Source organism: Sphingoaurantiacus capsulatus, assembly GCF_042648405.1.
In the GTDB taxonomy this organism is placed as follows: domain Bacteria; phylum Pseudomonadota; class Alphaproteobacteria; order Sphingomonadales; family Sphingomonadaceae; genus Sphingoaurantiacus; species Sphingoaurantiacus capsulatus.
The window spans coordinates 387,831-410,976 of the sequence record NZ_JBHRXV010000001.1 but is presented as its reverse complement, the minus strand read 5'-3'; the positions used below and the strand labels follow the sequence as shown (position 1 = coordinate 410,976).

Below are 23,146 nucleotides of genomic sequence, written 5' to 3'. Positions count from 1 at the left end.
CACGCGTCCGCAGCATCAGCGCTGCACATGCGTGGGTCCCCGCCTGCGCGGGGATGACAGCAGGTTGGGGCGAAGGCGGTGCCATCCACTCTTGAGGCGGCGGCCGCAGCCGCTAAGGTCGCCCCAAACCTCGGGGAGAATCCAATGACCTTTTCGATCTACGACGCCTCGGCGCCGCTGTTCATCGCGTCGCTCAATGACATGAAGCTGTGGCTGGACAAGGCGGAGGCCGAGAAGGGCGAGGCGGCGGTGATCGACGCGCGGCTGGCGCCCGACATGCACCCGCTGCCGAGCCAGTTCCAGATGGCGTCGGACGCGGCGAAGGGCGCGATGGCGCGGCTGGCGGGCAGCGAGCCGCCGTCGATGCCGGATACGGAAACCAGCTTCGCCGAGCTGCGCGACCGCTGCGACAAGACCATCGCCTTCATCGAGAGCGTGGGCGCCGATGCGCTGGCCGATGCCGCCGACCGCGAGGTGGTGCTGAAGTTCCCGAACGGCATGGGCTACCGCTTCACCGGCGCGGCGTTCCTGACCGGTTTCGCGCTGCCCAACTTCTATTTCCATGTGACGACCGCCTACGCGATCCTGCGCAACGCCGGCGTGACCGTCGGCAAGCCCGACTTCCTCGCGCATCTCGGGCGGCCGAACCTGTAGTGCGGGCGCTCCTCCCGCTTGCCTTCCTCGCGGTGGCGGCGTGTGGCGACAACGGCTGCGTCAACGACGTGCAGGACGAGGTGATCTCGCCCGAGGGGGCGAAGCGGGCGGTGCTGTTCGGGCGGCGGTGCGGGGGCGATGACGGGTTCGTCAGCCATGTCTCGATCATCGACCCGCGCGACACGCTGGCGGGCGAGGGCAATGTGCTGGTGCTGAGCGCCGACAGCGCGGCGGACGCGGCGTCGGGCGGGCCGTGGGTCGAGGCGGAGTGGACCGACGATCTGGCGCTGACGATACGCCATGCGGCGAATGCGCGGGTGCGGGTGAAGCATGCCGAGGTGTCGGATGTGGCGGTGACGGTTGAGGCGGTGGCGCGGTAGGGCGGCGCGAACTGCCGCGCGCCGGGTGCGCGAGCCCTCTCCCTGGAGGGGAGAGGGCGACTCGCGTCAGCGAGCGGGGTGAGGGTGGTCGCCGGTTAGCGTCCGCCTTCCGACCACCCTCTCCCCAACCCCTCTCCCCTCAGGGAGAGGGGCTTGACCTATATGCCCGTATAGCTCGCCAACCCGGCGCGGCTGCGCCAGATTGCCGGCCAACCTGAGCAAGCAATGGAGCCCCCGCACATGGCCGATGCCGACTACACCCCGCCCAAGGTCTGGACCTGGAACAAGGAAAACGGCGGCCAGTTCGCCAGCATCAACCGGCCGATCGCCGGGCCGACGCACGACAAGGATCTGCCAGTCGGCGTGCACCCGTTCCAGCTCTATTCGCTGGCGACGCCCAACGGGGTGAAGGCCACCGTGATGCTCGAGGAGCTGCTCGAGGCCGGGCATGCCGCCGAATATGACGCCTGGCTGATCAGCATCCGCAACGGCGACCAGTTCGGCTCGGGCTTCGTCGACGTGAACCCCAATTCGAAGATCCCGGCGCTGCTGGATCGGAGCGGGCCGGAGCCGGTGCGGGTGTTCGAATCCGGGTCGATCCTGCTGCACCTCGCCGAGAAGTTCGGGGCGTTCCTGCCGAAGGCGGGCGCGGCGCGCACCGAGACGCTCAACTGGCTGTTCTGGCAGATGGGCAGCGCGCCCTATCTCGGCGGCGGCTTCGGCCATTTCTACGCCTATGCGCCGACCAAGATCGAATATGCCATCGACCGCTTCGCCATGGAGGCGAAGCGCCAGATGGACGTGCTCGACCGGCGGCTGGGCGAGACCGAATATCTGAACGGCGAAAGCTATTCGATCGCCGACATCGCGATCTGGCCCTGGTACGGCGCGCTGGCCAAGGGGCTGGTCTACGAGGCCGCCGAGTTCCTGTCGGTCCACGAATATAAGAACGTCATCCGCTGGACCGACGCCATCGCCGCGCGCCCGGCGGTGAAGCGCGGCCGCATCGTCAACCGCAACTGGGGCGAGGAGCAGCTGCCCGAGCGCCATGCGGCGAGCGATTTCGAGAAGGTGGTGAAGGGGTGAGCTAGGCCGGCGGCGTTGCGCCTGGCCGGCGCCGCTACACCCCAATCCGTCATACCGGCGAAAGCCGGTATCCAGTCCGTCGGTTGGTCTGGATACCGGCTTTCGCCGGTATGACGACTGTGAATGAAAGAGCGACTGGGCCTCTCGCTCAGCTATCCCGCCACTCAAAACTCAACGGCGCTTCACGGAAGGCGAAGCGGTCGAGGTGGCGGGCGAGGGCGCCTTTCAGGGCCTCGAGCTGGCCGGGATCGCTGGCGTCGACGCGGCAGTCGAGGCTGGTGTCACCGGCCGTCATCGTCACCACCGCATCGCCCAGCCAGTCCGCCCCGCGCGCGTCGCGAGGGAAGACCACGGTGCCGCGATCGGGCGTGAACTCCACCTACAAATTGTGCTGCCAGTGCTTGCAGAGCTGCTGCAGGTAGCGGCTGCCGTTGGTGGTCGGGACGGCCGCAGCCGAAGACACCGCCGCCATTACAGCCGCTCGATCTTCCGCGCCGCCTCGTCGATCAGGTCGACGACGTCGTGGATCAGCTTCTTGTCGACGCCCTCCTGCGACAGCCGGCCGTGCAGCGCCGATTTCAGATTGTGCATGGCGCGGCGGACTGAGGCGCCGTCGGTGCGTTCGCGCACGTCGGCGAGCGCCTGCAGCCGCGCCATCGCGGCCTCGACCGCTTCGGCATTCTCGGCGAGGTGGGCGACGCCTCCTTCCGTGATGGCGAGGCGCTTGCGGGCGCCTTCGCTCGCCTCTTCCTCGGCGAGGCCCATGTCGAGCAGCAGGGTCAAGGTCGGGTAGACGATGCCGGGGCTCGGCGCATAGGCGCCGCCCGAGCGCGCCTCGATCTCGCGGATCAGGTCATAGCCGTGGCGCGGCTGCTCCTCGATCAGCTTCAGCAGCACGAGCCGAAGCTCGCCGCCGTCGAACACACGGGGGCGCCGGCCACCGCCGCGACCGGCGGCAGCCCCCATCGCCATGCCCATCGCAAAGGCGCCGAACCCGCCATGCCGGCCGCCGTGGCGGCCCGAGAAGTGGCGGGTGTTGAAACAGTTGGGACGCATCTTGTCATTCCTTGAGTGATACATGATGCGTTTAAGATATATCTTGAGATGAGTTTGGCAAGAGGGTTTGAAAATTTCTGGCACCGCGTCTGGTCTGAGGCCGGACACCCTCACCCTCCCATCCTCCTTCGCTAAAGCTTCGGAGGACGGGCCCCTCCCTCTCCCGCAAGCGGGCGAGGGGATAAGAAATGCCGCCGGTAGGGAGCGTCCCTCTCCCGCTTGCGGGAGAGGACAGGTGAGGGTGTACCGGCGTTCGGCCGGGTGCAGGCCTACACCACCACGCCGCATTGCGCGCCACCCCGCCCCAAGCTAGGCAGCGCGGCGATGCGGCTGGCGCTTCCCTTTCGCTCTCCCGACCGGCCGCCGCTGCAATTGCGGCGCCGCACGCTGGTGCTCATCCTCGTCGTCGCGCTTCACCTGCTGCTCACCTTCCTCGCGCTGCGCATGGGCGCGCCCGACGGGATGCCCGAGTTCGGCGGCGGCGCCATCCAGCTGCTCCCCGAAATCCGCGACAGCGAGGAGGATGAGGACAGCGAGGAGGAGGTCGAGCCCGAGGTCGAGGAGACGGTCGCCGTCGACGAGACCCCGCCGCCGCCCGTCGTGGTGGCCGAGGAGCAGTACGATTTGTCGATCATTCCGCTGACCCGCGAGGAGTTCGCCGCGTCTGACATCGCACGGATGCCGCAGCAGCCGAAGACGGATAACGGCGGCGCGCAGGCGGGGGATTCGGTGCCGGTCGGCGCCGGGCCCAACGGCGAGCCGATCTACAACGCCGAATGGCAGCGCGAGCCCACGTCCGCCGAGCTCGCCTATTACATCCCAGCCAATATCCCGCGGCCGAGCTGGGGCCTGATCGCCTGCCAGACCGCGCCGCGCTTCCGGGTGGAGAATTGCCAGGAACTCGGCCAGTCGCCGGCCTGGGGCCGGATGGCGAGCGGGGTGCGTGAGGCGGCGTGGCAGTTCCGCGTGCGCCCGCCGAGGAAAGGCGGCAAGCCGCTGATCGGCGCGTGGGTGCAGATCAGGATCGACTTTCTGGAAGGCGACCGGGCAGAGCCGCGGCGGCGGTAGCGGCGCTCAGCTTACTGCGGCGGTAGCTGCCGCGGCTCTGGCCCACGCCGGCGCTAGCGCGCCGCCGACGGCAGTGCTGCTCCCCCGCCACCTCGATCTCTCCAATCCGTCATACCGGCGAAAGCCGGTATCCAGTCGGCGGCCGGTCTGGATACCGGCTTTCGCCGGTATGACGGATTGTTGATGTCTGGGGATGCCTGCAATCGCACGTAGGACGGATAGTGGGTGCGAGGAGGACCGCCATCGCTCCCCCGTTGGCGCACCCCTCGTTCGCCGCTAAGCTCCCGCCATGAGGGACCCCGAAACCACAGCGCCCACTGGCGGCGGCAACGGCTGGCGCGTCGCGCTCGGCATTATCGCGGCGATTGCGGCGACGGCGGCGATGCGGGAGCTTGCCGGAATTCTCGTGCCGCTGGTCATCGCGGTGTTCCTGATGCTGATGGTCGAGACGATCGCCGGCGTCGTCGACCGGCATGTGCCGGTGGTGCCGCGCTGGGGCGGGCGGGTGCTCGGGGTGCTGGCGCTGGCGCTGGCCTTGGCCGGATCGGTGTGGGTGGTCGGCGCCTATGCCGCGTCGCTGGTCAACCAGGCGGCGGCGGTGTCGGGGCGGATCGACCGGCTGCTCACCAGCATCGCGCACAGCTTCAACATCCCGCCGATCCGGCTCGACCGGCTGGTCGGCGAGGAGGAGATCACCGCGATCGGCACGCGGCTGCTCGGCGAGGCGCAGGGCTTTGCGTCGGGCGTGCTGTTCGTCGCCATCTACCTCGGCTTCCTGCTCGCCTCGCGGAGGAGCCTCGCGCTCAAATTCGGGCGGCTGTTCGCGCGCGACGGGGCGCGGCCCAATGCGCGGCGGGTGATGCACCGGGTGCAGGACGCGACCGAGCAGTATATCTGGGTGCAGACGGTGACCGGCCTCGCCATCGCGCTCGGTTCGTGGGCGATCATGGCGGCGGTCGGGTTGCAGAGCGCGCCGCTGCTCGCCTTCATCATCTTCCTGACCAGCTATATCCCGGTGGTCGGCCCGTTCCTCGGCGTCATCATCCCGCCGGTGGTCGGCCTCGCGCAGTTCGACGGGCTGACCGAGCCGCTGATCCTGCTTGTCGGGCTGCAGGCGATCAATTTCCTGCTCAACAACATCATCGTGCCGCGCATGCAGTCCGATCGGCTCAATCTCGACCCCATCGTCGTGCTGCTTTCGCTCGGCTTCTGGACCTGGCTGTGGGGCATGCCCGGCGCCTTCCTGTCGACCCCGCTGACCGCACTGGTCATGGCGGTGACCGCGGAGATTCCGTCGGTCAGGTGGATCGCCATTCTGCTGTCGAAGGACGGCGAACCGACCGTTGAGGCCAAGCCGAAGGTGTAGCCGAGCGCAGCGCCCGCCTACCTTTTACCGTCATCCCGGCGAAGGCCGGGATCCATGCGGCGGTGGGTATGGATCCCGGCCTTCGCCGGGATGACGGTGGTGGGTGAGGGAGCGTGGGCCTTACGCCTGCGACACCGTCAGCACATTGCCGTCCGGGTCGGCGAAGAAAGCGATCTTCGAGCCGTTCTCGGGGGAGGTCCAGATGCCGAGCGCGTCCTGCTCCAGCCCGTCGTAGCGGGTAAAGGCGACGCCGCGCGCGGTGAGGTCGCGGACCTCGGCACCGATGTCGGCGACGTTCCAGCCGAGCACCGGGTGCAGCGCCGCGGTCGCGCCGGGGAGCACCGTCATACGGATGAGGCCGGGGCCAGCGGCGAGGAAGTCGCCGTAGCCGTCGCTGCTCCTGACCGACAGGCCGAGCGTGTCGCAATAGAAGCCGAGCGCGCGGTCGCGGTCGCTGACGTTGATGAAGGCCACCATCGCGGCGGCGTCGTTCAGGCTCATGGACGTTTCTCCTTTGCACCGGAAGGCTAGGCCGCACGGCCGGCGAGCGTCATCGCCCGAAAGGATGATTTTCGCGAACGGTCACGCCGGGCCGTCGTCGAGCGAGCGGCCGTCGCGCGTCCGCAGGTCGGCGAGGAGCGTGCGGATCGCCCGGCCGGAGACGCGCGCCATCCCCTCGCCCCAGGAGGGGTGCCCTTTTCATCCCGGCAAGGCGGCCGATCCACCCCCCCCCCCCCGGATCGCCGCCTTCGCCGGGATGATGTGTTTTTGGCGCGTGGGGGCCGTGCACCCCGCCATCACGCCACGCCCACCCTTCATACCGGCGAAAGCCGGTATCCAGTCAGGGGCCGGTCTGGATACCGGCCTTCGCCGGTATGACGGATGTGCGGGCGTGGGGGCGATGACCCTCGGGTCGTTACGGTTGCGGTCCTGCCGCCCGCGTTGCACTCTCCCGCCGTCATCGGGTTGGGAGGGAAACCATATGAACCGTCGCGAGGCCCTGGGCCTGCTCGCCGCCGCGCCGTTCGCACTTGCCGCCGGGCCGCGGGCCAAGGCGTACAGCGATGCCGATTTCGCCCGCGCCATCGTCATCGATGGCCTCGGCTCGCCGACCGACCCCGAGATGAAGCCGGGCAACTGGCGCTACTCCCCGCGCGGCATCGCCGAGATGAAGCAGTCGGGGCTGACCGCGGTGAACGTCACCGTCGGCGAGGTCGGCAACAATATCGACGCGTGGAACGCCACCCTGCAGCGGCTGTCCTATGTCGGCGGCATCATCGATGCGAACCCCGACCTGTTCCTGCTCGCCCGCCGCGCCGCCGACATTCGCGAGGCGAAGGCCGCCGGCAAGGTGGCGGTGATCTACGGGCTGCAGGACACCGCGATGGTCGGGTCGGACCTCGACCGGCTGCGCATCCTGAAAAGCATCGGCGTGCGCAGCGTCCAGCTCACCTACAACCTCCGCAACCTGTCGGGCGACGGCTCGCTGGAGCCGGACAATGCGGGGCTGTCGAAGCTCGGCCGCGAGACGATCGAGAAGATCGAGGCGGAAAAGCTGCTGCTCGACCTGTCGCACGGCGGGCGCAAGACCATCGTGCAGGCGATCGAGGCGTCAAAGCGGCCGCTGGCGATCAGCCACACCGGCTGTCGGGCCCTCAACGACAATCCGCGCAATGTCGACGACGCGTCGATGAAGGCGGCCGCCGAGAAGGGCGGGGTGGTCGGCATCTACTGGATGCCCTTCCTCGTCGCGAGCGGGAAGCCCGACACCGCTGACCTGATCCGCCACATGGACCATGCGCTGAACGTCGTCGGCGAGGATCATCTGTCGATCGGCACCGACGGTACCTTGTCGGCGCTGACCATCGATGACGCCACCCGCGAACGGCAGCGCAAATTCTACGAAGGCCGCGCCGCCCGCGGCATCGCCGCGCCGGGCGAGGGGGCGGACATCTTCAACTATGTCCACACGCTCAACAGCCACCTGCGCTTCCGCATGTTCGCCGACGCGCTGTCGAAGCACGGCTGGCCGGCGGCGCGCATCGACAAGGTGCTCGGCGGCAATCTGCTGCGGCTCTATGGGGAGGCGTGGGGCGGGTAGTCGTCGCCAGCAAATGACCGTCGGGTGGGTGGCGATCGACCCGCTGTCGCCGGTAGAACAAGACCTCGCCCGGCGGCATTGAGCGTCGCCTGTCGACCCATTGCGGACATTGCATAGGCCGATCGCTCCGCTAACATCTTTTCGTGGTGCACACCCTAAGACCACATTGAAAGCTGCAAGACGTGGCATTCGAAATACTCAGAGATTCGCGCGAAGCCGTTGACCGCGAGCGGGGATACTCTCTGCGCGATCTCGGTGGGCGATCTGACGGAGTAGTCAACTTTAAGCTCCAAGGCCCTGACGGCACGGTGATGTTTTCTGCGACGCAACGCTACCGTCCCTTCACCGGCGATGAGGAGCGTCTTTATCCTGATGCAATCCATAAGGTCGTCGGCGTCTGGGAGCCTCGTAATATCCTGCGCGACTCACCGCTTTGGCCAATCATTTGTGAGGCCCTCACCGCCCATAAGTTCGCCTTGGGTGAGCCCGCTTCAGTGCCTTTCGAAGTCCAGTAAACTGCTACTGATCGAGCAATTTTCAGACTTATCGAACCATCCCGATCTGCGTACCAGCGGACACCAGCATGTTTGGCTCAAGATACGGCTGGCCTCGATAGCAACGTCCGCGTCCCACCCAAAGCGGGCGCAAAGCACCATCTCGAATTCGCGTTAGCTCGATGATCGAATGCAGGAACCGCCCCCGGCGCCCGCCGGTTCATTTCCCGATGACCGATATTCTCGACGATCTGACCGTCGAAGCCTTCATGCGCGACGGCTTCATCCGTCTCGACGGCGCCTTTCCGCCCGAGCTGGCGGCGGCGGCGCGGGAGGTGATGTGGGCGGACATGGGGGTGCGGCCCGACGATCCCGCGGGGTGGACGCAGCCGGTGGTGCGGCTCGGCCATTATTTCACGCCGCCGTTCACCGAAGCCGCCAATACGCCGCGGCTGCACGCCGCTTATGATGCGCTGGTCGGGGCGGGGAACTGGATAGAGCCGAAGGCGGTGGGGACGTTTCCGGTGCGCTTCCCCTCGGATGCCGACCCGGGCGATGCCGGCTGGCACATCGACGTCAGCTTCGGCACCGACGCGCCCGATTTCTTCGACTGGCGCGCGAACATCTTTTCGAAGGGGCGGTCGCTACTGCTCCTGCTGCTGTTCTCCGACGTCGGCGAGGACGACGCGCCGACGAAGATCCGCGTCGGTTCGCACGTCGGGATGGCGCGGTTGCTGGCGCCGGCGGGGGAGGCGGGACTCACCTTGCGTGACCTCGTCGCCGCCGATTTCGGCGGTACGGGCGGCAGCGAGGAAGCAATAGCGACGGGGCCGGCCGGGACGGCGTATCTCTGCCATCCCTTCCTCGTCCATTCGGCGCAGCCGCACCGGGGGCGAACCCCGCGCTTCATGGCGCAGCCGCCGCTCCTGCCGAGCGGCGACATGGCGATCACGGGAGAGGGGCTGCCGCCGGTGGCGGAAGCGATCCGGCGGGCACTCGCGCCACCCGCCGGCTAGATACTCCGCCTTGCGGCGGTGCCTGGATCAGGCTGCCGCCGATAGCCGCCGGTCAGCCGGCTTTCGCGTAGAGCCGGCGCAGGAAATCGAGGTCGAGCGTGGTGAGCTTGCGCGGCGCGTCCGCGCGCTCGAACAGCGCGAGCAGGGTACCGGGCGGCTGCGCTTTTGCCGGCGGCAGTTCGGCGAAACCGGCGAGCGCGACATAGGCCGCGACCGCCGGCGCGCGCAGCGCCTCGGCGCGGCGCTTGTCGAGGGTGACCGTGGCGCTGGCGAGCGCCGAACGGCTCGCGCGCCGGGTATAGGCATGGCGCGGCGGGGCGCGGCGGTCGTGCAGCGCGAGGGTAAGGTTGGCGCGGCAGCGGCCCCATTCATAGGGCACGCCGGCGGCGATGGCGATCGAGCGCACCTGGACCTCCACCTGCTGCGTGAACGTCGCCGAAGCGCCGGTGACGCGCAGGCAGGCGGGCTCACGCCAGCGCGCGATCGGGCGGCCGGCGACGCCGAGCCGCGCTTCGAGCGTGTCGCCGCCGGCATCGGCGATCGGGCGGGCGAGCGGCACCGGCCCGGCGGCGGCCTTGTCGGGATGGCTGTGCGCCGGCGCCGTCGCGTCGGCCAGCACGTCGGCAAGGTCGGGCGGCAACTGGTGGCCGCCGTCGAACTCGGCGTAGCGATGAGGGTAGCCGGCGCTGCGCAAGGTGGCGGCAATGCGACGGCTGGTGGCGTCGATCGGCAGCACGGCGTCGGCGCGGCCGTGGCTGACGAACACATACGGCCGCCCCGCCTGCCGCGCCGGCGACACGAAGCCCGGCGAGAAGGCGAGGACATGGCCGAACAGATCGCCGTTGGCGAGGCCCAGCGACAGCGCATAGCTGCCGCCATCGGAAAAGCCGGCGATGCCGGTACGAAGCCGGTCGACGGCATAGCGCGCGAACACCTGGCCCAGCAACGCGTCGATCGCCTTGGCGTCCCGCCCGAAGCCATGGTCGGCGATCAGGTCCCAGGTCGCCGCGGCGGAACCCGGCGCCATCAGGATGGCGCCGGTGGCCTCGGCGTGCGGCTTGAAGCGGTCGAGCAGGCGCCGCGGGTCGCCGCCGGCGCCATGGAGGAGCAGCAGGAAGGGCGCGGGGCGGCGCGGGTCGTAGCCGCTCGGCACATAGAGCCAGCCTTCGCGGCCGCCGTCATGGCGCAGCGCCCGGAAGCCGCGCGGCGCGTCGGTGGTGACGGCGGTCGGCCGCGCCTCGATGATCCCTGGCGAGACGTACATCGGGGCGGCGAGCGCGAGCAGCAGATAGGCGGAGGCGAGGCTCATCGCGGCAGGCTTGGCGCGGTGTGGCGGCCCGCGTCCAGCGCGCGCCGACGAAGTGCAGAATGCAACGACGAACGGCTTCACCTGCCGCGGCCGGCCATGCTAGCCAACGCCCATGGGGCTTATTATTCGCGAAGACGACCTGTCGGGCGACGCCGTGCGCGCGCTGCTCACCTACCATCTGTCGGGCATGGCGGAGAGTTCGCCGCCGGGGCACAGCTTCGCGCTCGACCTGTCGGGGTTGAAGGCGCCCGGCGTGACGGTGTGGACGGCGTGGGACGGTGATGCGCTGGCCGGCATCGGCGCGCTGAAGCGGCTGGACGACGGCAGCGCCGAGCTGAAGTCGATGCGCACCGATCCGGCACACCTGCGCAAGGGCGTCGGCGCGGCGATCCTCGAACATATCATCGCCGTGGCGACCGCCGAAGGGGTGACGCGGATCAGCCTGGAGACCGGCAGCGGCGATGCCTTCGAGCCGGCGCTGGCGCTATACCGGCGGCGGGGCTTCGCGAACGGCCCGGCGTTCGGGGATTATGTCGCGAGCGACTTCAACCAGTTCATGCACATGGATTTGCGCTAGGCGACACGGTCGCCGCGCTGGCCCGCGCCGCGCTGGGACAACGCCCACCGCCCCACGCCCCCATCCGTCATACCGGCTTTCGCCGGTATGACGGGCGGGGATTTGGTGTGGGTGGGGCCGATCTGCCCACGCCGCACCGCATCGTCCCGCCACACCCCAGTGGCAGGATGCGCGGGAAGTCTGTCGCCGCCGAGGGTGTCGGTTGCGAGGGCCGAGGTCCACCATCAGGCCATGACCCGGACGAAGCATTGCGCGTGGCGAAGCACGCTATCGGCGTGCCTCCTGCTCTCCGCGGCGAGCCTCTTTCCCGGCACGGCGTTCGCCGCCGCAGCCGTGTTCCGCGACTGCCGCGACTGCCCCGAGATGGTCGCCATACCCGCTGGCCGGTTCGTCATCGGCTCGCCGGCCGAACGCCGGACTATGCGCAGCTGACGGCGGGCGGTGTCTCCGAGCGCTCCCCTCCCCGAGGGGGAGGGGCTGGGGGTGGGCTCGCGGAACGGCGGCTGGCTTTGGGGGTACGGCTCGCGCTGGCACCCACCCCTTACCCCTCGCCCTCGGGGAGGGGAGGTTTCGGGCCGCGGCGTTCGGAGGCGAGCGCCTGCTCTGCCCGGTGGCCTTTCCCCGGGGCCCCTCTCACCCACCCGCCGTCATTCCGGCGAAAGCCGGAATCCAGTCAGGCGTCGGTCTGGATACCCGCCTCCGCCGGTATGATGGCTTGCGGGTGGAAGCAGCCGCCACCGGCCTGCGAACGGCACGTGGTGCGCGGCGGTTCGTGGGGCACGATTCCGAGCCAGCAGCGGCTCGCCGAGCGGATGAGCTATGTGCCGACCGACCGTGACGATTCGATCGGCATCCGGCTGGTGCGCGACCTGGACTAAGCTAGTTCGACGTCGCGATCCCCGCGGGGAGCCCGCCGGTCACGTCGATCTGCGCGACCACGCCGCCGATGATGGCGCCGTCGGCGTCGCGCACCGGCGCGGCGCTGGTGAGGTAGCGGCGGCGGTCGCGCGCGACCAGTTCGCCGCGCATCATTTCGCCGTCGCGCAGCGCCGCCGCCAGGCCGCGGTCGGCGCCGGCATAGCCGCTGAAGTCGCCGCCGGCGCTGGCGACACCCCACAGTTCGCGGCTGGCGGCGTTGTCGCGGACGATCGCGCCCTCCGCGTCGGCGATCAGGATGCCCACCGGCAGTGCGTCGAGCACCGCGGCGAGCTGCGCCTCATTGGCGGCCAGCGCGGCCTCGGCGGCCTTGCGCGCGGTGATGTCGGTCGAAAAGCCGATAATGCCGATGATCTCGTTCTGCGCGTCGCGCAGCGGCACCTTCGTCGACAGCCAGGTCAGCACCGAACCGTCGGCGAGCGTCACCGCTTCCTCCAGTGTTTCGGGCTGCCCGCTCGCCATCACCCGGCGATCCACGGCGACCAGGCGCGCCGCCTCCTCGCCGTCGCCGAGGATCTCGGCATCGGTAAAGCCGAGCAGCGCGACGCGGTCGGCGCCGAGCGCCATCTCGGTCTGCGCATTGGCGACGAGGTAGCGGCCCTGCCGGTCCTTGGCGAAGACGTTGCCCGGCAGCATGTCGATGATCGCGCGCAGCATGATGATCGCCGCGTCGGGGGCGAGGCCGGTCGGCGCGTCCGACACCTCGGGCACCGCGACGAACAGCGCGTCGAGCGACCGGCGCGGCGCGTCGAGCAGCGCGGCCAGCTCGTCGGCATGCGCATAGTCGGCCGCGGGTGCAGCAGGAGTCGGGGTCATCGGCGCGGCCTTTTCGGCTATCGTTCAACGCTCAGGTTCGCGGCCGATGTTATGAAGTTGCATGAAACGCAAGGCCGCTTGCGCCCGGAACGGGCGAGATCGCGCGAACAGCCGCGTGCATCAAAGGGATTCGACGGGCCAAACTGTTTCAGTTATGCTTGTTTCGTAATTACGCAATGAGGGCGAGGGGCTGTACCGATGCGCATGATGAAGCTGATGCTGGCCGTGGCGCTGGCGACCCCGATGCTGGCCCCGGCGGCGATGGCGGCCGGGAGCAAGGCGACCGAGATCACCGGCAATCCGGCGCTCGACGATACCAGGATCATCTGCCGCAAGACGCTCGAGACCGGCTCGCTTGTCCGCAAGAACAAGCAGTGCTTCACCGCGCGCGAGTGGGACCGCATCGCGCAGCAGACGCGCATCGGCAACCAGAAGGTCGCCGACCAGCTGACCACCGCCTGCGGGCAAGAGGGCGGCTGCTGACCGGCGGCGCGCGCGGCTCGTCGGGCTGAGCTTACGCTTCATCGGGCGGCCGGTTGCGCCGCCCGCCCCCGCTGTCATCCTTCCCGCCGGGACCTGGGGAGGGACACGCGATGGCACGCCTCGATACTGACGACGACCGCGCCGGCCTGACGCCTGCCGAGGCGTGCGAGCCGCGGACGCCGCTGCCGGTGCGCATGGTGGCGAGCGAGGAATATCTGCCGGTCGCGCAGACGGCCAAGCAGCGCGAGACCGAGGCGCGGCTGTATGCGATCGCTGACGAGATCGCGCCGAAGCTCGGCCTCTCCCGTCGCCGCTTCTTCGGCACCGCCGCCGGCATGACCGCGGCGTTCGTGGCGCTGAACGGCAGCTTCGGCCGGCTGTTCGCGGCGAATGCGGCGGAGGCGATGGCGCCCGAGGCGGCGGCGGCGCGGGCCAAGGCGCTGTCGGGCCAGTTCATCATGGACATGCACACGCATTTCCTGCGCGACGACACCCGCCTCACCAACCTCGTCCGCATGCGTCAGGGGGTGGCGGCGCAGGGCTGGAACCCGAAGATCGGCTCGCCCGCCGCGCAGACCATCGAAAGCCTGAAGTTCGACAATTATTTCAAGGAAGTTTTCCTCGACAGCGACACCAAGATCGCGCTGATCTCGTCAGCCCCGTCGGACATTCCCGACGACTGGTTCCTGACCAACCAGCAGATGGCGGCGGCGAAGGCGAAGGTGAACGGCGAGGCGAAGTCGGTGCGGATGATGAGCCACGCGATCATCACGCCGGGGGCGCCGGGCTGGCTCGACGATCTGGCCGCCGCGCTCGAGCTGAAGCCCGACAGCATCAAGGGCTATACGGTCGGCGACAACACCCACAAGGAGACGGCGCGCCACCCCTGGCGGATGGACAGCGACGATACCTATCGCGGCTATGCGCTGGCGCAGAAGGCGGGCCTCCGCAACGTCTGCGTGCACAAGGGGCTGTGGGGGCGGCAGCTCGACCAGCGCTTCCCCAAACTCGCGCCGCATGCCGATGTGCGCGACGTGGCGAAGGCGGCGAAGGACTGGCCCGGCCTCAACTTCATCATCTACCACGCCGGCTACCGGCTCGATGATCCGGAATGGGCGCTGGCAGAGTTCGAGAAGACCGGCCGCATCGACTGGGTCACCGACCTCGCCGAGATCCCGGCGAAGCACGGTGTCACCAACGTCTATGCCGACGTCGGCCAGATTTTTGCGCAGACCTTGGTCGCGCAGCCGCGGCTGTGCGCGGCGATCATGGGGCAATTGGTAAAGGGCCTCGGCGCCGACCATGTCTGCTGGGGTACCGACGCGGTGTGGACCGGCAGCCCGCAATGGCAGATCGAAGGGCTGCGCCGCCTCGAAATCCCCGAGGATCTGCAGAAGCGCCACGGCTTTGCCCCGCTCGGTGCGGCCGACGGCCCGGTCAAGACCGCGATCTTCGGCGGCAACAATGCGCGGCTGTACGGGGTCGATGTGCCGACGACGACCGCGGCGCTGGCGGGCGACCGGTTCGCGGCATTGAAGGCGGAGTATGAGGCGAGGGGTGCGACGCCGTCGAACCGGCGATATGGGTTCGTGCGGCGGGGGTAGGACGAGCCCGCCACTCCCCTTTCCGTCATACCGGCGAAAGCCGGTATCCAGCCGGCCCGCCCCCCGCCGCGCTCACCCTGAGCTCGTCGAAGGGTGGTCGTGTTGCGCAACCGTCGTGCGAGCGCTCGCCCTTCGACGGGCTCAGGGTGAGCGCTTTGAGAAGTCTGCGGCTTGCATCTGGATACCGGCTTTCGCTGGTATAACGGAGGTGGGTTGGGGTGGGAGCGGGAGCGACCGCTGCGGCCCTCAGGCGTCGTTGACGCCGGTCATCGACTCCACCCATTCCTTGGTCGCGGTGCAGCGGTCCATCGCCCGCTTGTAGGCCTCGCGCGCGCTGGTCCGCGCCACATACTCGCGCAGCACCTCGCTCAGCCTGTAGCCGCCGGCGCGCACCGCGAATTCCAGCGCATAGGTGACCGAGATGTCGGCGGCGGTGAAGTGCGCGCCGGCCATGTAGGGGGCGCGGGCGAGCTGGCGGGTGACGAGTTGCAGCCGCCCCTCGAACATGGTGACGCCGTGGCGCGCGCCCCAATTGTCACGCTCGTCCTCGGGCGCGAGGATGTGGCTCACTACCTTCATGAACATCGGCATGGCCAGGCCCGCCTCACCGAGGTGCAGGAATTGCTGATAGGGCGCGAAGGACGGGTCCTGCGGGTCAGGCGCCAGTGGCGTCGGGCCGTGGCGCGCGATCAGATATTCCATGATCGCGATCGACTCGACGAGAATGTCGTCGCCGTCGACCAGCGCCGGGATGAAGCCCGCGGGGTTGATGGCCAGGAATTCCGGGTCGTTCTCGACACCGGCCAGCATGTCGACGGGGCGCAGCCGGTAGGGCAGCCCCATCTCTTCCAGCAGCCATGCGACGCGAAAGCCGCGGCCTTCGCCGTAAAGGGTCATCATGGCGGGGTTTCCTCTGTCGATGGCGGGCGGCGCGGAAGGTGGCGCGGTTGGCGGCGGGACGCAACATTTTGCCCCTCTCCCTGGAGGGGAGAGGGCGACTCGCGGCAGCTAGCGGGGTGAGGGTGGTCTCAGGTGAGGGTGCCTTCTGCGACCACCCTCTCCCCAACCCCTCTCCCCTCCAGGGAGAGGGGCCTTACGTCTCACCCCATCGCTTCGCGCTTGCCCGAATCCCCTCCGGTCGGCGAAAGCTCCTCGCATGACATCGATCGACATGGGGGTGGACGGCGCCGGCAAGGCGACGGGGATCGACCTCGAGGAATTGCTGGCGACCCGGCTGCTCGTGCAGGGAAATTCGGGGTCGGGGAAATCGCACCTGCTGCGCCGGCTGCTCGAGGGCAGCGCGGGCAAGGTGCAGCAGATCATCATCGATCCCGAGGGCGATTTCGTGTCGCTGTGCGATGCCTTCGACCATATCGCCATCGACGCCGCCGACCACAGCCTGCCCGACATCGCCCGGCTCGCCACCCGCATCCGCGCGCACCGCGCCTCGGTGGTGCTGAACCTCGAAGGGCTGGAGATGGAGGGGCAGATGCGCTGCGCCGCCACTTTCCTCGGCGCGCTGTTCGAGGCGCCGCGGGAGCTCTGGTATCCGGCGCTGGTGGTGGTCGACGAGGCGCAGGTGTTCGCGCCGTCGGCCGCCGGCGAGGTGGCGGACGATGCGCGGCGCGCGTCGCTGGGCGCGATGACCAATCTGATGTGCCGCGGGCGTAAACGGGGATTGGCGGGCGTCATCGCCACGCAGCGGCTGGCCAAGCTGGCGAAAAACGTCGCGGCCGAGGCGTCGAACTTCCTGATGGGGCGCACCTTTCTCGACATCGACATGCTGCGCGCCGCCGACCTGCTCGGCATGGAGCGGCGGCAGGCGGAGGTGATCCGTGACCTGCAGCGGGGCGAGTTCCTGGCGCTCGGGCCCGCGCTCTGCCGCCGCCCGGTCAGCATCCGCATCGGCGCGGTCACCACCGAGGCGAAGGGCGGCGGGCCGAGCCTGCTGCCGCTGCCGACCGCTGCGGCCGGCGACATGCGCGACCTGCTGTTCGCCGCCGCGCCGGTGGAGCCGATGCCCGCGATCGTGGCGCCGCCCCCGCCGCCGTCCGCCGACGAGCTGATCCAGGCGATGGGCGCGCCGGCGCCCGTGCCCGATCTGCCGGTGCTGGGCGCGGCGGAGCAGGAGGCGGCGGTCAGCGCCGCCATCGCCGACATCGCCCGCGACGCCGACCCGCAGGCGCCCGCCGCGGTGCTGTATCAGGACCTGCTCCTGCGCTGCCGGATGCGCGGCGTCACCGTCACGCTCGACATGGCGGGTTTCCGGCGCCGGCTGGCGTTTGCCCGCGCCGGGATCGAGGACGAGGCGGAGTGGACCGACGCGATCACGCTCGCCGCGTCGCTGCCCGAAGAGATGCTGCCACCGTTCCTCGCCTTGGCGTGCGCGGCACGAGAGCAGGCGGACTGCCCGACCGATCCCGAACTGGCCGCGCTCTACGGCACCACGTCGATGGGCCGGGCGAAGCGTATGCTCGCGCATATCGAGGAGAAGGGGCTGGTGGTGGTGCGCACCGACCTGTCGGGCAAGCGCAGCATCAGCCTGCCGCACCTCGGCTGGACGACGGGCGCCGCCGTCGCCGACCCCGACAAGCCGGCCCCGCCGCCCCGGATGAGCAGCCGCGAAGCGCGGGCGCTGGCGAGCCGGCGGTAGGGCGGTGCCGACATTCGCGCGTCGGCACTCGCGCGCTCCGCATCACGACCGCCAACCGCATCTGCCCCCACACCCATGATCCGTCATACCAGCGAAAGCCGGTATCCAGACCGGCCATCGACTGGATACCGGCTTTCGCCGGTATGACGGGTTGGGTGGGTAGGGCGGCTCGCGTTCGGGTTGACGCTCGCCGCGCCGACGCTGATGCTGATGCTGATGCTGATGCTGATGCTGATGCTGATGCTGATGCTGATGCTGATGCTGATGCTGATGCTGATGCTGATGCTGATGCTGATGCTGATGCTGATGCTGATGCTGATGCTGATGCTGATGCTGATGCTGATGCTGATGCTGATGCTGATGCTGATGCTGATGCTGATGCTGATGCTGATGCTGATGCTGATGCTGATGCTGATGCTGATGCTGATGCTGATGCTGATGCTGATGCTGATGCTGATGCTGATGCTGATGCTGATGCTGATGCTGATGCTGATGCTGATGCTGATGCTGATGCTGATGCTGATGCTGATGCTGATGCTGATGCTGATGCTGATGCTGATGCTGATGCTGATGCTGATGCTGATGCTGATGCTGATGCTGATGCTGATGCTGATGCTGATGCTGATGCTGATGCTGATGCTGATGCTGATGCTGATGCTGATGCTGATGCTGATGCTGATGCTGATGCTGATGCTGATGCTGATGCTGATGCTGATGCTGATGCTGATGCTGATGCTGATGCTGATGCTGATGCTGATGCTGATGCTGATGCTGATGCTGATGCTGATGCTGATGCTGATGCTGATGCTGATGCTGATGCTGGTGCTGGTGCTGGCCCTCGCGCCAAACCCTCAATCGTCATCCCGGCGAAGGCCGGGATCCATGCCGGCGATGGAATGGATTCCGGCCTTCGCCGGAATGACGGTGAAGGGGTGGGAGAGGGAAGGCCCTGAACGGAGAGGAAATAAGGGATGGACCGGATGCGTTCATCGGCGGTTATAAGGCCGCCATGCAGAAAGCGCCCATGATCAAGCCCCTGCTCCGCCCGCTGCTCGTCCTCACCCTGCTCGCCGTCACTGCGCCAAGCTTCGCGCAGGCGCCGATGGCCGACGTGATCGGCCGCTGGGTGAACCCGAAGAAGACGGCGGTGGTCGATACCGCGCCGTGCCCCGGCGCCCCTGACAAGCTGTGCGGCACCGTGGTCTGCGCCTCGCCGCACGCCATCGAGAAGGCGCGCGAGAAGGGGACGGCCAGCCTTGTCGGCACGCAGCTCCTCGAAAAGCTCGAATATCGCGCCTCGGACAAGCGCTGGCGCGGCAAGGTGTTCGTGCCCGACTTCCCGGGCCGCTTCGGCGCGGTGATGACGCCGATGCCGGGTGGCGACAAGGCGGAGGTGAAAGGCTGCGCCTTCGCCGGCCTGATCTGCAAGCGTCAGATGTGGGAGCGGGTGTCGACCGCGAAGCAGTGCAGCGGCTTCCTGCGTAAGGAAGACTAAAGCGGCAGGAAGCGCGCCAGCACGTCCTTGGCCAGCCGCGCCGGGCGCAGCGTCGCGGCGTCAAGGCAGCACCAGCTCGACTTCACCTCGGCCACCACTTCTTCGCCGCGCTTGAACAGCGTCGAGAAGAAGGTGCGCGCGCCTTGGGCGCTCTCGGCGATCACCTCGGCGATGATGCCGTCGTCGAGGAAGGCGGGGCGGCGATAGGTGATCTCATGCTTCAGCGCGACCCAGAGATGCTGGGCGACCGCTTCCGGCGGCGCGACGCGCTGCCAGTATTCGATGACCGCGGCCTGCACCCATTTGAGATACACCGCATTGTTGACGTGCCCCATGAAGTCGATGTCGTCGGACATGACGTTGATGGGATATTCGTAGATGCGGGCGGCGGGGGCCGTCATGGGAGCGAATCTTCCGGGACCGGAGGGCAGGCCGCCATGATAGGCGGTGGGGCGCGAATTGGCGAGGGTGGTGCGGCAATCGCGCCGTTGCGTTTCGGGCAACCCCTAACCCTGACCGTCATACCGGCGAAAGCCGGTATCCAGACCGACGCCTGACTGGATTCCGGCTTTCGCCGGAATGACGGATGTGGGTGATCGAAAGGCGTTATCGCCGGTCGAGATTCCGCCGCATCGGACGTTGCGGCAGGCGTTCGGTGTGGCCGTAAAGCGCGGCGGCGCCATGTTCGCCGACGGGCAGATTGACCGCACCGCCCAGGCCGTAGCTGCCGCCGGTGCCGACCGACATCTCGACCTCGCCGTGGACGCGGCGCTTCGGCTCGGCCTCGGCGGGCGCGGCGCGGGCGCGGGCTTCGGCTTCGGCGTCAATGCGCGCGATCTCCTCGGGCGACAGGCGGATGGTGTCGCCCTCGGCGGCCAGCGCGGGCGCGGCGGCGAGGAGGAGCAGCGGGAGCAGGTCGCGGATCATGGCGCGACCTTGCACGCGGGTAGGCGCGCTGTCGCCTTCCAACTGCGCGCGGGCGGCGGGGCGGTGGAGGGCTGCGACCGGGCGCTCGAGGTGTGGTGTCTAAGGCTTGGCGCCGTAGAACCACGCGTTGCGCCCCGACCGCAGCGCCACCTCCCGTCGGGCGTAATCCACCTCATAGGCATCGGCGTTGACGAGGTCGGCGTCACTCACCTCGAACGCCACGCCCTCCACCGCGTCGGCCGGGTCGTCACTCGGCTCGACCAGCGGATGCCAGCGGCTGCCGCTCTTGGCGATCACATCGGCGTCGCTGATCTCGATCATCCGCTGCCGAAAGCCAAGCATCGCATCGGCGCTGCCGGTCAGGTGGCGGCCGAACAGCGCGACCTGCACCTCGGGCTGGCGGAGAGTGCCGTAGGAGAAGAGCAGGTGGGTCATGGTTGGGACGGTAGCGCCCCCTCTCCCTCGAGGGGAGAGGGCGACTCGCGGCAGCGAGCGGGTCGTTGGCCGTCGACTTCTTTCTCCTGTCATCCCCGCGCAGGCGGGACCCACCGTCGAGCATCGCATACGCCCGAAAATTGGCTCCGCTCCCCAGTGGGTCCCCGCCTTCGCGGGATGACAAAGAGGTGGGGTGTCAATCTCTCTGGCCGCTGCGCTGCGCGGTCTGCCGCAATTGCGTCAATTGCACGGAACTTCGCCGTTCATCTCCCATTTATCTTCCCGTCCATGCGCGCCGTGCCGGAATCGCTGGACTCGCATTTTGCAGTGCAGCAACTTCTGCTGCGTTGCAGCGTTGATATGCCGATCCCTCCTGCCCCTGAAGAGGTTCGCCGATGCCGCCGATGACCAGCCGTCCCGATATCGTTCCTCTGGCTGGAATCGCTCGCTCGCTGTCGCATATCGCCGTCATCGGCAACGCATTGCCGCGCCGCTGCGGGCTTGCCACCTTCACGCAGGATACCGTCTCCGCGCTGCGCGGGCGCTTCCCCGACCTCACCGTCGATCATTATGCGATGGATGACGGGACCGATGTTTCCTACCCGTCCGAGGTGAAGCTGATCGAGGCGGCAGAGCCGCTGGCCTATCGCGAGGCGGCAGGGCTGATCGAGGCGAGCGCGGCCGAGGCGATCTGGCTCCAGCATGAATTCGGCATCTTCGGCGGCGACGCCGGCGCGCATATCCTGACGCTGATCGAGCGCACCACGCTGCCGCTGATCGCCACGCTTCACACCGTGCTCGACAAGCCTTCGGCGTCCGAGCGTCAGGTCATGGAGCGGCTGATCGACCGGGCGTCGCACCTGATCGTCATGGCGGAAAGCGCGCGCGCGATCCTGCGCGATACCTATGGCGTGCCGGCGGCGAAGATCAGCGTGATCCCGCATGGCGTGCCCGACCGGGCCTACGTCGAGCCGGACAGTGCGAAGGGTCGCTTCGGGCTCGAGGGCCGCAAAGTGGTGATGACCTTCGGGCTTCTCGGGCCCGACAAGGGCATCCGCCACATGATCGAGGCGATGCCGGCGATCGTCGCCGCCGAGCCGCGCGCCACCTATGTGGTTATCGGCGCCACCCATCCGAACCTCGTCCGCCAGGAAGGCGAGGCGCATCGCAATTCGCTGAAGGTGCTGGCGATGGACCTCGGCGTCGCCGACCATGTCCGCTTTGTCGACACCTTCCTCGACTATGACGATCTGCTCGACTGGCTGGAGGCGGCGGACGTCTATGTGACGCCCTACCTCAACCTCGCGCAGATCACCTCGGGCACGCTGTCCTACGCAGTGGCGCTCGGCAAGCCGGTGGTGTCGACGCCCTATCGCCACGCCGCCGAAATCCTCGCCGACGATCGCGGCGTGCTGGTGCCGCCGCAGGATGCGGGTGCGCTGGCGGAAGCCGTCGGCGGGCTGCTGAGCGACGACATGGCGCGCGCGGCGATGGCGGCCGGGGCCTATGAGCTCGGCCGCGACATGCTGTGGCCGCGCGCGGCGGCGCGGGCGGTGGCGCTGGCGGAGAAGGCGATCGCGGCCGTCGCGCCGGTGATCCCCGCGGCCGACACCGGCAGGGCGCTGGCGCCGGACCTGACCGCCGTGCGCCGGATGAGCGATTCCACCGGCATCTTCCAGCACGGCATCTATTCGATCCCCGATCGCCACCACGGCTATTGCGTCGACGACAATGCCCGTGCGCTGATCCTGCTGTGCCGCGCAGGAGACGCTGCGGCCGGTGAGGACTTCGACCGGCTGGCGACCGTATACGCCGCCTTCGTCCAGCACGCCTGGAACCCCGACGCGAGCCTGTTCCGCAACTTCATGGGCTTCGACCGGCAATGGTGCGAGACCGAGGGGTCGGAGGACAGCAACGGGCGCACCTTGTGGGCGCTCGGCACCGCGGCGGCGCAGGGGCGCGACCGGGCGATGCGCGACTGGGCGATCCACCTCTATGACCACACCGCGTATATCGCCGGGCAGCTCGGCTCGCCGCGGGCGCGGGCCTTCGCGGCGCTGGGTGCGGCGGAAGTGCTGGCGGCGCATCCGGGGCACGCCAAGGCGCGCGCGACGCTCGCGGAGACCGGCGACCTGCTGCACCGGCTGCTGGTGGCGGCGCGGCGGCCGGACTGGAGCTGGTTCGAGGCGGTGCTCGCCTATGACAACGCCCGCCTGCCCGAGGCGCTGATCCGCGCCGGGCATCTGCTCGGGCGTGAGGATTTCCTGACCTGCGGGCTGGAAACGCTCGACTGGATCCGCGAGGTGCAGACCAACAAGGACGGCGATTTCCGCCCGGTCGGCAGCGACAGCTTCGGCCGCGAATATGCCGCCCCGCTGCCCTTCGACCAGCAGCCGCTGGAGGCGCAGGCGCAGATCGACGCCTGTGTCGCCGCCCATGCCGCGACCGGTGACAAGCGCTGGCTCGCCGCGGCGCGGCAGGCCTATGGCTGGTTCGTCGGCGAGAATGACCTCGGCCTCGCGCTGGCCGACCGGATCACCGGCGGCTGCCACGACGGGCTGATGCCGCACGGCCTCAACCGTAACCAGGGCGCGGAATCGATTCTGGCGTTGCAATTGGCGAACGTCACGATTTCGGCGCTTCCCTTCGCGACCGCGCGCGGTAGAACGGCCCGAGACGCTGCGTGAGGG

The 23,146-nt window shown here is 68.7% G+C and carries 24 protein-coding genes and 1 pseudogene; 16 read left to right on the top strand and 9 right to left on the bottom strand.

Annotation, left to right across the window (positions count from 1 at the left end):
• The first annotated feature begins 144 nt into the window (after positions 1 to 144).
• The 3 genes from ACFOMD_RS02210 (at position 145) to yghU (ending at position 2,120) form a co-directional block, all read left to right on the top strand.
• Positions 145 to 654 (top strand): DUF1993 domain-containing protein, encoded by a 510-nt coding sequence (locus tag ACFOMD_RS02210; protein WP_380856125.1) that lies wholly within the window; start codon positions 145 to 147, stop codon positions 652 to 654.
• Positions 654 to 1,034 carry a hypothetical protein gene (locus ACFOMD_RS02205; RefSeq protein WP_380856122.1) on the top strand — a complete coding sequence of 127 codons (381 nt, stop codon included), beginning with the start codon at positions 654 to 656 and terminating at the stop codon, positions 1,032 to 1,034. The genes ACFOMD_RS02210 and ACFOMD_RS02205 overlap by 1 nt, the downstream gene beginning before the upstream one ends.
• A 240-nt stretch (positions 1,035 to 1,274) precedes the next feature.
• Positions 1,275 to 2,120: a glutathione-dependent disulfide-bond oxidoreductase gene (yghU, locus tag ACFOMD_RS02200; RefSeq protein WP_380856119.1), complete on the top strand. Its 846-nt coding sequence runs from the start codon at positions 1,275 to 1,277 to the stop codon at positions 2,118 to 2,120.
• Positions 2,121 to 2,268: 148 nt separating this feature from the next.
• Here yghU and ACFOMD_RS02195 read toward each other — a convergent pair.
• Positions 2,269 to 2,592 (bottom strand): annotated as a pseudogene (locus ACFOMD_RS02195) (DUF2218 domain-containing protein).
• A complete protein-coding gene (locus ACFOMD_RS02190) occupies positions 2,592 to 3,176 on the bottom strand; it encodes a PadR family transcriptional regulator (RefSeq protein ID WP_380856116.1) in 585 nt (194 codons plus the stop codon). Before ACFOMD_RS02190 ends, ACFOMD_RS02195 begins: the two are co-directional and overlap by 1 nt.
• A 219-nt stretch (positions 3,177 to 3,395) precedes the next feature.
• Here ACFOMD_RS02190 and ACFOMD_RS02185 point away from each other — a divergent pair, with 219 nt between their 5' ends.
• Positions 3,396 to 4,244, top strand: a complete 849-nt coding sequence (locus tag ACFOMD_RS02185; protein ID WP_380856113.1) for a hypothetical protein — start codon at positions 3,396 to 3,398, stop codon at positions 4,242 to 4,244.
• A gap of 289 nt (positions 4,245 to 4,533) precedes the next feature.
• Positions 4,534 to 5,610 (top strand): AI-2E family transporter, encoded by a 1,077-nt coding sequence (locus tag ACFOMD_RS02180; RefSeq protein ID WP_380856110.1) that lies wholly within the window; start codon positions 4,534 to 4,536, stop codon positions 5,608 to 5,610.
• 120 nt (positions 5,611 to 5,730) lie between these two features.
• On the opposite strand, the gene ACFOMD_RS02175 is transcribed toward ACFOMD_RS02180, so the two are convergent.
• Entirely contained in the window at positions 5,731 to 6,111 is a 381-nt protein-coding gene (locus ACFOMD_RS02175; protein ID WP_380856107.1) for a VOC family protein, read from the bottom strand.
• Positions 6,112 to 6,592: 481 nt separating this feature from the next.
• Here ACFOMD_RS02175 and ACFOMD_RS02170 point away from each other — a divergent pair, with 481 nt between their 5' ends.
• From ACFOMD_RS02170 to ACFOMD_RS02160, 3 genes are all read left to right on the top strand, one after another.
• Entirely contained in the window at positions 6,593 to 7,711 is a 1,119-nt protein-coding gene (locus ACFOMD_RS02170; protein WP_380856104.1) for a dipeptidase, read from the top strand.
• 182 nt (positions 7,712 to 7,893) lie between these two features.
• On the top strand, positions 7,894 to 8,226 hold the full coding sequence (locus tag ACFOMD_RS02165; protein WP_380856101.1) for a hypothetical protein: 333 nt from the start codon (positions 7,894 to 7,896) through the stop codon (positions 8,224 to 8,226).
• Positions 8,227 to 8,435: 209 nt separating this feature from the next.
• Positions 8,436 to 9,221, top strand: coding sequence for a phytanoyl-CoA dioxygenase (locus ACFOMD_RS02160; RefSeq protein WP_380856098.1), 786 nt, complete (start codon positions 8,436 to 8,438; stop codon positions 9,219 to 9,221).
• A gap of 52 nt (positions 9,222 to 9,273) precedes the next feature.
• Here the strand turns inward: ACFOMD_RS02160 and ACFOMD_RS02155 are convergent, their stop codons facing one another.
• Positions 9,274 to 10,530, bottom strand: a complete 1,257-nt coding sequence (locus ACFOMD_RS02155; protein ID WP_380856095.1) for an alpha/beta hydrolase — start codon at positions 10,528 to 10,530, stop codon at positions 9,274 to 9,276.
• Positions 10,531 to 10,642: 112 nt separating this feature from the next.
• Between ACFOMD_RS02155 and ACFOMD_RS02150 the strand changes: the two genes are divergently transcribed.
• A complete protein-coding gene (locus ACFOMD_RS02150; RefSeq protein WP_380856092.1) occupies positions 10,643 to 11,107 on the top strand; it encodes a GNAT family N-acetyltransferase in 465 nt (154 codons plus the stop codon).
• 167 nt (positions 11,108 to 11,274) lie between these two features.
• Entirely contained in the window at positions 11,275 to 11,985 is a 711-nt protein-coding gene (locus ACFOMD_RS02145; RefSeq protein WP_380856089.1) for an SUMF1/EgtB/PvdO family nonheme iron enzyme, read from the top strand.
• Between the two features lies 1 nt (position 11,986).
• Here ACFOMD_RS02145 and ACFOMD_RS02140 read toward each other — a convergent pair whose 3' ends face one another.
• Entirely contained in the window at positions 11,987 to 12,859 is an 873-nt protein-coding gene (locus ACFOMD_RS02140; protein ID WP_380856087.1) for a PAS domain-containing protein, read from the bottom strand.
• A 204-nt stretch (positions 12,860 to 13,063) separates the two neighbouring features.
• Here ACFOMD_RS02140 and ACFOMD_RS02135 point away from each other — a divergent pair, with 204 nt between their 5' ends.
• Together ACFOMD_RS02135 and ACFOMD_RS02130 are read left to right on the top strand one after the other, a co-directional pair.
• Positions 13,064 to 13,342 (top strand): hypothetical protein, encoded by a 279-nt coding sequence (locus ACFOMD_RS02135; protein ID WP_380856085.1) that lies wholly within the window; start codon positions 13,064 to 13,066, stop codon positions 13,340 to 13,342.
• Positions 13,343 to 13,452: 110 nt separating this feature from the next.
• A complete protein-coding gene (locus ACFOMD_RS02130) occupies positions 13,453 to 14,946 on the top strand; it encodes an amidohydrolase family protein (protein WP_380856083.1) in 1,494 nt (497 codons plus the stop codon).
• A 246-nt stretch (positions 14,947 to 15,192) separates the two neighbouring features.
• Here ACFOMD_RS02130 and ACFOMD_RS02125 read toward each other — a convergent pair whose 3' ends face one another.
• Complete coding sequence (locus ACFOMD_RS02125; protein WP_380856080.1) at positions 15,193 to 15,846, bottom strand: glutathione S-transferase family protein; 654 nt, start codon at positions 15,844 to 15,846, stop codon at positions 15,193 to 15,195.
• Positions 15,847 to 16,102: 256 nt separating this feature from the next.
• Between ACFOMD_RS02125 and ACFOMD_RS02120 the strand changes: the two genes are divergently transcribed.
• The 3 genes from ACFOMD_RS02120 (at position 16,103) to ACFOMD_RS02110 (ending at position 19,094) form a co-directional block, all read left to right on the top strand.
• Positions 16,103 to 17,599, top strand: a complete 1,497-nt coding sequence (locus ACFOMD_RS02120) for a helicase HerA domain-containing protein (protein WP_380856077.1) — start codon at positions 16,103 to 16,105, stop codon at positions 17,597 to 17,599.
• Positions 17,600 to 17,779: 180 nt separating this feature from the next.
• Positions 17,780 to 18,601, top strand: a complete 822-nt coding sequence (locus ACFOMD_RS02115; RefSeq protein WP_380856074.1) for a hypothetical protein — start codon at positions 17,780 to 17,782, stop codon at positions 18,599 to 18,601.
• 7 nt (positions 18,602 to 18,608) lie between these two features.
• On the top strand, positions 18,609 to 19,094 hold the full coding sequence (locus tag ACFOMD_RS02110) for a DUF2147 domain-containing protein (protein WP_380856071.1): 486 nt from the start codon (positions 18,609 to 18,611) through the stop codon (positions 19,092 to 19,094).
• Here ACFOMD_RS02110 and ACFOMD_RS02105 read toward each other — a convergent pair.
• The 3 genes from ACFOMD_RS02105 to ACFOMD_RS02095 form a co-directional block, all read right to left on the bottom strand.
• Positions 19,091 to 19,495, bottom strand: coding sequence for an acyl-CoA thioesterase (locus tag ACFOMD_RS02105; RefSeq protein ID WP_380856068.1), 405 nt, complete (start codon positions 19,493 to 19,495; stop codon positions 19,091 to 19,093). The genes ACFOMD_RS02110 and ACFOMD_RS02105 overlap by 4 nt on opposite strands.
• A 205-nt stretch (positions 19,496 to 19,700) precedes the next feature.
• Positions 19,701 to 20,021 (bottom strand): hypothetical protein, encoded by a 321-nt coding sequence (locus ACFOMD_RS02100; protein ID WP_380856065.1) that lies wholly within the window; start codon positions 20,019 to 20,021, stop codon positions 19,701 to 19,703.
• A 99-nt stretch (positions 20,022 to 20,120) separates the two neighbouring features.
• On the bottom strand, positions 20,121 to 20,456 hold the full coding sequence (locus ACFOMD_RS02095) for a gamma-glutamylcyclotransferase family protein (RefSeq protein WP_380856062.1): 336 nt from the start codon (positions 20,454 to 20,456) through the stop codon (positions 20,121 to 20,123).
• Between the two features lie 404 nt (positions 20,457 to 20,860).
• Between ACFOMD_RS02095 and ACFOMD_RS02090 the strand changes: the two genes are divergently transcribed.
• Positions 20,861 to 23,143 (top strand): glycosyltransferase family 4 protein, encoded by a 2,283-nt coding sequence (locus ACFOMD_RS02090; protein ID WP_380856059.1) that lies wholly within the window; start codon positions 20,861 to 20,863, stop codon positions 23,141 to 23,143.
• The last annotated feature ends 3 nt before the right edge of the window (positions 23,144 to 23,146 follow it).

What these genes read in the sequence shown, in the direction of transcription:
- ACFOMD_RS02140 (WP_380856087.1), bottom strand. Translation starts at nt 12,859, where the DNA reads ATGACCCCGACTCCTGCTGCACCCGCGGCCGACTATGCGCATGCCGAC.
- ACFOMD_RS02120 (WP_380856077.1), top strand. Translation starts at nt 16,103, where the DNA reads ATGACATCGATCGACATGGGGGTGGACGGCGCCGGCAAGGCGACGGGG.
- ACFOMD_RS02100 (WP_380856065.1), bottom strand. Translation starts at nt 20,021, where the DNA reads ATGATCCGCGACCTGCTCCCGCTGCTCCTCCTCGCCGCCGCGCCCGCG.
- yghU (WP_380856119.1), top strand. Translation starts at nt 1,275, where the DNA reads ATGGCCGATGCCGACTACACCCCGCCCAAGGTCTGGACCTGGAACAAG.
- ACFOMD_RS02145 (WP_380856089.1), top strand. Translation starts at nt 11,275, where the DNA reads ATGCGCGGGAAGTCTGTCGCCGCCGAGGGTGTCGGTTGCGAGGGCCGA.
- ACFOMD_RS02155 (WP_380856095.1), bottom strand. Translation starts at nt 10,530, where the DNA reads ATGAGCCTCGCCTCCGCCTATCTGCTGCTCGCGCTCGCCGCCCCGATG.
- ACFOMD_RS02135 (WP_380856085.1), top strand. Translation starts at nt 13,064, where the DNA reads ATGATGAAGCTGATGCTGGCCGTGGCGCTGGCGACCCCGATGCTGGCC.
- ACFOMD_RS02150 (WP_380856092.1), top strand. Translation starts at nt 10,643, where the DNA reads ATGGGGCTTATTATTCGCGAAGACGACCTGTCGGGCGACGCCGTGCGC.
- ACFOMD_RS02180 (WP_380856110.1), top strand. Translation starts at nt 4,534, where the DNA reads ATGAGGGACCCCGAAACCACAGCGCCCACTGGCGGCGGCAACGGCTGG.
- ACFOMD_RS02190 (WP_380856116.1), bottom strand. Translation starts at nt 3,176, where the DNA reads ATGCGTCCCAACTGTTTCAACACCCGCCACTTCTCGGGCCGCCACGGC.
- ACFOMD_RS02130 (WP_380856083.1), top strand. Translation starts at nt 13,453, where the DNA reads ATGGCACGCCTCGATACTGACGACGACCGCGCCGGCCTGACGCCTGCC.
- ACFOMD_RS02125 (WP_380856080.1), bottom strand. Translation starts at nt 15,846, where the DNA reads ATGATGACCCTTTACGGCGAAGGCCGCGGCTTTCGCGTCGCATGGCTG.
- ACFOMD_RS02160 (WP_380856098.1), top strand. Translation starts at nt 8,436, where the DNA reads ATGACCGATATTCTCGACGATCTGACCGTCGAAGCCTTCATGCGCGAC.
- ACFOMD_RS02170 (WP_380856104.1), top strand. Translation starts at nt 6,593, where the DNA reads ATGAACCGTCGCGAGGCCCTGGGCCTGCTCGCCGCCGCGCCGTTCGCA.
- ACFOMD_RS02095 (WP_380856062.1), bottom strand. Translation starts at nt 20,456, where the DNA reads ATGACCCACCTGCTCTTCTCCTACGGCACTCTCCGCCAGCCCGAGGTG.
- ACFOMD_RS02110 (WP_380856071.1), top strand. Translation starts at nt 18,609, where the DNA reads ATGCAGAAAGCGCCCATGATCAAGCCCCTGCTCCGCCCGCTGCTCGTC.
- ACFOMD_RS02105 (WP_380856068.1), bottom strand. Translation starts at nt 19,495, where the DNA reads ATGACGGCCCCCGCCGCCCGCATCTACGAATATCCCATCAACGTCATG.
- ACFOMD_RS02175 (WP_380856107.1), bottom strand. Translation starts at nt 6,111, where the DNA reads ATGAGCCTGAACGACGCCGCCGCGATGGTGGCCTTCATCAACGTCAGC.
- ACFOMD_RS02210 (WP_380856125.1), top strand. Translation starts at nt 145, where the DNA reads ATGACCTTTTCGATCTACGACGCCTCGGCGCCGCTGTTCATCGCGTCG.
- ACFOMD_RS02090 (WP_380856059.1), top strand. Translation starts at nt 20,861, where the DNA reads ATGACCAGCCGTCCCGATATCGTTCCTCTGGCTGGAATCGCTCGCTCG.